The organism is uncultured Methylobacterium sp. (genome assembly GCF_964244095.1).
Taxonomy (GTDB): domain Bacteria; phylum Pseudomonadota; class Alphaproteobacteria; order Rhizobiales; family Beijerinckiaceae; genus Methylobacterium.
The window spans coordinates 1-5,397 of record NZ_CAXTHR010000206.1; the positions used below are offsets into that span (position 1 = coordinate 1).

Genomic DNA, 5,397 nt, shown 5'->3' on the forward strand with positions numbered 1-5,397 from the left:
GCGGTGATGATGCGCCACACCCGCGCGGCGATGCTCGGCGTGCTCGGCTCCGACTACGTCCGCACGGCGCGCGCCAAGGGCGTCTCGCCCCTGCGGCTGGTGCTGCGCCACGCGCTGCCCAACGCCGCGATCCCGATCATCACGCTGGGCGCCCTGGAATTCGGGCAACTGCTCTCCGGCGCGGTGCTGACCGAGCAGGTCTTCTCCGTGCCGGGCTTCGGCAAGCTGATGGTCGACGCCGTGTTCAACCGCGACTTCGCCACCGTGCAGGGCGTCGTGATCTGCACCGCCGCGACCTACGTCGGCCTCAACCTCGCCGCCGACGTGCTCGCGGCGGTGGTCAACCCGAAGCTGAGGCGGGCATGAGCGGGATGTGGCGTGACCGTGCCGTGCTCCTCCCTCCCCCCTCTGCGGGGGAGGGTGGCCCGCGAGCTAAGTCGGGAGAGGGGAGCGACGGTGCCGGAAACGGCGCTCCCCTCTCCCGACCCTCGCTGACGCGAGGCCCACCCTCCCCCGCAGAGGGGGGAGGGAAGCGTCCGAGCGTCATGCGGAACATGCCATGAGCACCGGCAGCGAGATCGCCCGCGCGACCAGCATTGGCACTGATGCCGCGCCCGCCGCCTCCCGCACCGCCCTCCCCCGCGAGCCCGGCACGCTCGCCGCCTTCTGGCGTCGGCTGCGGGCGCGGAAAAGCGCGCTCGCCGGCCTCGCCATCGTCGTGGCCCTGGTGCTGATGGCCGTCTTCGCCGGCCTGATCGCCCCCTACGATCCGACGGCGACCGACTGGGGCGCGGTGCGCGCCGCGCCCACCCTCGCCCACCCCTTCGGCGGCGACGAGGTCGGCCGCGACGTGCTCGCGCGCATCGTCTTCGGCGCCCGCGCCTCGCTGGGCGCCGGGCTCGTCTCCGTGGCGCTCGCGGTCTCGCTCGGCCTGCCGCTCGGCCTCGTCGCGGGCTATGCCGGCGGCTGGATCGACGGGGCGATCATGCGGTTGACCGACGCGCTGCTGGCGATCCCCTTCCTGATCCTGGCGATCGCGCTCGCCGCGTTCCTCGGCCCGAGCCTGACCAACGCGATGGTCGCGATCGGGCTCTCGGCCACATCGACCTTCGTGCGGCTGACCCGCGCCCAGGTCCAGGCGGTGGCGGCCGAGGAGTTCGTCGAGGCCGCCCGCGCGGTCGGCAACCCGCCCTGGCGGATCGCGCTGGTCCACATCCTGCCCAACATCGTGCCGGCGATCCTGGTGCAGGCGACGCTGACGATCGCAGCCGCGATCATCGCCGAGGCGAGCCTGTCCTTCCTCGGCCTCGGCCAGCAGCCGCCCGAACCGTCCTGGGGCGCGATGCTCAACGTCGCCAAGAATTTTTTGGATCAGGCGCCGTGGATGGCGATCTGGCCCGGCGTGTCGATCTTCCTCGCCGTGCTCGGCTTCAACCTGTTCGGCGACGGGCTGCGCGATGCGCTCGACCCGCGGGGGCGGACGTGAGCGCCGCGCCGATCCTCGACGTCAAGGATCTCGCCGTCGCCTTCGACACCGAGGGCGGCGCGGTCCACGCGGTCAACGGCGTGTCCTACGCCCTCCGCGAGGGCGAGACGCTCGGCATCGTCGGCGAATCGGGCTCGGGCAAGAGCGTGCACGTCCTCGCCATGCTCGGCCTGATCCCGCGCCCGCCCGGCCGCATCGTCGGCGGGCAGGTGCTGTTCGAGGGCCGCGACCTGCTGAGCCTGCCCGAGCGCGACCTGCGCAAGGTCCGCGGCGGCCGGATCGGCTTCGTGTTCCAGGACCCGATGAGCTCGCTCAACCCCGGCATGACGGTGGCGGCGCAGATCGTCGAGCCCCTGCGCATCCACCTCGGCCTCGACGGGCGGGCCGCCCGCGCGCGCGCCAAGGATCTCCTCGACCTCGTGCGCATCCCGAACGCGGCCGCCCGCCTCGACCAGTACCCGCACGAGTTCTCCGGCGGCCAGCGCCAGCGGGTGATGATCGCGATCGGCATCAGTTGCCGCCCCAAACTCCTGATCGCCGACGAGGCGACGACGGCCCTCGACGTGACGGTGCAGGCCGAGATCGTCGCCCTGGTGCAGGACCTGAAGCGCGAGATCGGCATGGCGATCATCTGGATCACCCACGATCTCGGCGTCGTCGCCGGCATCAGCGACACGGTGCAGGTGATGTATGCCGGCCGCATCCTGGAGCGCGGGCCGGTGGACGACATCTTCGCCGACCCGCGCAGCGCCTACACGCTCGGCCTGCTGCGCTCGCTGCCCGACCTCACCCGCGGGGGCGCGGGCCGCGGGCGCCTGCGCCAGATCGAGGGCGCCCCGCCCGACATGCGCGCGCCCCCGACGGGCGATCCGTTCGCCCCGCGCAACGCCTACGCGACGCCGCGCTGCGCCACCGAGATGCCGCCGCTGACCCAGGCGCCGGGCGCGGCGCCCGGCCACCTCGTCGCCGCATGGTACGACCTGCCGGAAATCCTGGCGCGGGAAGCCGAGAGCGTGTCGCGGTGATGCAGGCCCCCGGCTACCCGATCGTCTCGGTGCGCAACCTCTCCAAGCACTATCCCCTGCGGTCGTGGTGGGGCGGCAAGGCGTCCGTCTTCCGCGCGGTGGAGGACGTCAGCTTCGACATCCGCCCCGGCGAGACGCTCGGCCTCGTCGGCGAGTCGGGCTCGGGTAAGTCCACGATCGGCCGGGCCGTGACGATGCTGAACCCGCCGACGGCGGGCACCGTCGCCTTCGAGGGCGTCGACCTCGCCACGCTCTCCGCGCCCGCGATGCGCCGGACGCGCGCGCGCATCCAGACCGTGTTCCAGGACCCCTACGCGGCGCTGAACCCGCGCATGAGCGTCGGCAATTACGTTGCCGAGGCGTTCAAGCTGCACCGGCCCGGCATGCGCGGCCTTGAGCGCCGCGAGGCGGTGGCCGGCCTGTTCGAGCGGGTCGGGCTGGAGCCGCGCTTTGCCGGGCGCTTCCCGCACCAGTTCTCCGGCGGCCAGCGCCAGCGCATCTGCATCGCCCGCGCCATCGCGCTGCGCCCCAGCTTCATCGTCGCCGACGAGCCGATCGCGGCGCTCGACGTCTCGATCCAGGCGCAGGTGGTGAACCTGTTGCAGCACCTCCAGGACGAATTGGGCCTGTCCTACCTGTTCATCTCCCACGACCTGCGGATGGTGCGCCACCTCTGCCACCGGGTCGCGGTGCTCTGGCGCGGCCGGATCGTCGAGCTTGCCCCGAGCGACCTCCTGTACGAGAACCCGCGCCATCCTTACACGCGGCGGCTGCTCGGCGCCGTGCCGGTGCCGAACCCGGCCGCCGAGCGGGCGCGGCTCGCGGCGGCCAATGCCAGCCCGGCGGCACCGATCGCCGAGGGCGGGGACCTCGTGGAAGTCGCGCCGGGGCACTTTGTGGCGGAACCGACCGGAGGGGCTGCGGCGTGAGGGATTTCGAGAAACCAGGCCGCTCGCCCGTCTACGCGGCGGAGGCCGCGGTCGCGACCTCGCATCCGGCCTCGACGCTCGCAGCGATCGAGACCCTGCGCGCGGGCGGCAACGCGGTGGATGCCGCGATCGCGGCGGTGGCGGTGCAGTGCGTCGTCGACCCGCTGATGACCGGCATCGGCGGCGACTGCTTCGCGCTCTACCTGCCCGCCGGCGCGAGCGTGCCGATCGCGCTCGACGGCTCGGGCCGCAGTCCGGCGGCGGCCGACGACGCGTGGTACCGCGAGCACGGCGTCGCGATCGCGCCGGCCTCGCCGCACGCGGTGACGGTGCCCGGCGCGGTCGCGGCCTGGGCAAGGCTCGCCGCCGACCACGGCACCCGCCCGCTGGCCGACCTGCTCCAGCCGGCGATCCGCTTCGCCGAGGAGGGCTTCCCGGTGCAGCCGCGGGTGGCCTGGGACTGGGCGCGCAACGTCGCGCGCGTCGCCGGCGATCCTCACGCGGCGGCGACCTACCTGATCGACGGCCGGGCGCCCGCCGTCGGCACGGTGATGCGGATGGAGAAGCTTGCCGCGACCCTCCGCCGGATCGCTGCGGACGGTCCGCGCGGCTTCTACGATGGGCCGGTGGCGCAGGATCTCGTGGCGCGCCTGCGCGAGCTCGGCGGCCTGCACACCCTGGAGGATTTCGCCGCGGCTGCGCCGGACTTCGTGACGCCGGTCAGCACGAACTACCGCGGCTACGACGTCTACGAGTGCCCACCCCCCGGCCAGGGGCTCGCCGCGCTGATGATGCTCAACGTCCTGAAGCCCTTCGACGTCGCAGGCTTGTCGGACCTCGACCGGGTCCACCTCTTCGCCGAAGTCTGCAAGCAGGGCTACCATCACCGCGACGCCCTGTTCGGGGACCCGAGCCTCCAGGCGATCCCGGTGGAGCATCTACTGTCGGACGCGTGGCAGGCCTCGGCGCACGGCGCGATCGACATGGCCCGCGCGCAGGCGCCGGTGCTCTACCCGGAGATTGCCACTGAGCGCGCCCACACCGACACGGTCTACCTCTGCGTCGTGGACCGGGACGGCAACGCGATCTCGCTGATCAACTCGGTGTTCCAGGGCTTCGGCTCGGGCATCGTGGGGCCGGAAAGCGGCGTGCTGCTGCACAACCGCGGCCTGTCGTTCCGGGTCGAGCCCGGCCATCCCAACACCATCGGCCCGGCCAAGCGGCCGATGCACACGATCATCCCCGGCCTGCTGATGCGCGACGGCCGCGCCGTCGCCCCCTTCGGCGTGATGGGTGGGCACTATCAGGCGATGGGCCACGTCGAACTGCTCACCGGCCTGATCGACCGCGGCCTCGACCCGCAAGAGGCGCTCGATGCGCCGCGCAGCTTCGCCTACGACGGCATCCTGGAGCTGGAGGGCGGCCTCGCGGAGCTCAGCGCCGGGCTGAAGGACCGCGGCCACGATGCGGTTCCCGCCCCCCTGCCGCTCGGCGGCGGGCAGGTGATCTGGATCGACCACGCCTCCGGCACGCTCACCGCGGGTTCCGATCCGCGCAAGGACGGCAGCGCGCTGGGGTATTGAGAGCCTGTTTAACTACGTCGTGTAGTATTGCGTTCGGTGATAGGCTTTGAGAAGCTGGTGTCAGTTTGCGATGTCGATGGCATCCTTGGCGGCTTCAGGCGTCTGCTCTAAGCCTCTGTGTGGTCGCATTTTCTTCACGCTAGCCGGTATCCACCTCGCTGGAAAATGCTCTAGAGCGCACTTCGACGAAGTGGATGCCGGTTCGTCGCGAAAGTGCGCGTTAAAACAAAGACCTAGAGCCGTAACCCGACCCAACGTGGTCGGGCACGGCTCTAGGTGTGCAGTCCCGGAGTGTGATGGTGCATCATGGGCCGGTTCGAGGGTAATTACCCACTCCCTTGCGCGGGTCGGATTTCGCTGATTCCTTCGTGGGA

The 5,397-nt window shown here is 71.8% G+C and carries 5 protein-coding genes; all 5 read left to right on the forward strand.

Annotation, left to right across the window (positions count from 1 at the left end):
• A partial coding sequence (locus ACFE86_RS20930) for an ABC transporter permease (protein WP_375457248.1) occupies positions 1–366 on the forward strand: 366 nt, incomplete at its 5' end.
• A 193-nt stretch (positions 367–559) separates the two neighbouring features.
• Complete coding sequence (locus tag ACFE86_RS20935) at positions 560–1,486, forward strand: ABC transporter permease (protein WP_375457249.1); 927 nt, start codon at positions 560–562, stop codon at positions 1,484–1,486.
• On the forward strand, positions 1,483–2,511 hold the full coding sequence (locus tag ACFE86_RS20940; RefSeq protein ID WP_375457250.1) for an ABC transporter ATP-binding protein: 1,029 nt from the start codon (positions 1,483–1,485) through the stop codon (positions 2,509–2,511). Before ACFE86_RS20935 ends, ACFE86_RS20940 begins: the two co-directional genes overlap by 4 nt.
• Positions 2,511–3,440, forward strand: a complete 930-nt coding sequence (locus tag ACFE86_RS20945; protein WP_375457252.1) for an ABC transporter ATP-binding protein — start codon at positions 2,511–2,513, stop codon at positions 3,438–3,440. The genes ACFE86_RS20940 and ACFE86_RS20945 overlap by 1 nt, the downstream gene beginning before the upstream one ends.
• Complete coding sequence (locus ACFE86_RS20950; protein ID WP_375457251.1) at positions 3,437–5,023, forward strand: gamma-glutamyltransferase family protein; 1,587 nt, start codon at positions 3,437–3,439, stop codon at positions 5,021–5,023. The genes ACFE86_RS20945 and ACFE86_RS20950 overlap by 4 nt, the downstream gene beginning before the upstream one ends.
• Positions 5,024–5,397 lie beyond the last annotated feature (374 nt).

Coding starts and splice junctions, on each gene's coding strand:
- ACFE86_RS20935 (WP_375457249.1), top strand. CDS start 560: ATGAGCACCGGCAGCGAGATCGCCCGCGCGACCAGCATTGGCACTGAT.
- ACFE86_RS20945 (WP_375457252.1), top strand. CDS start 2,511: ATGCAGGCCCCCGGCTACCCGATCGTCTCGGTGCGCAACCTCTCCAAG.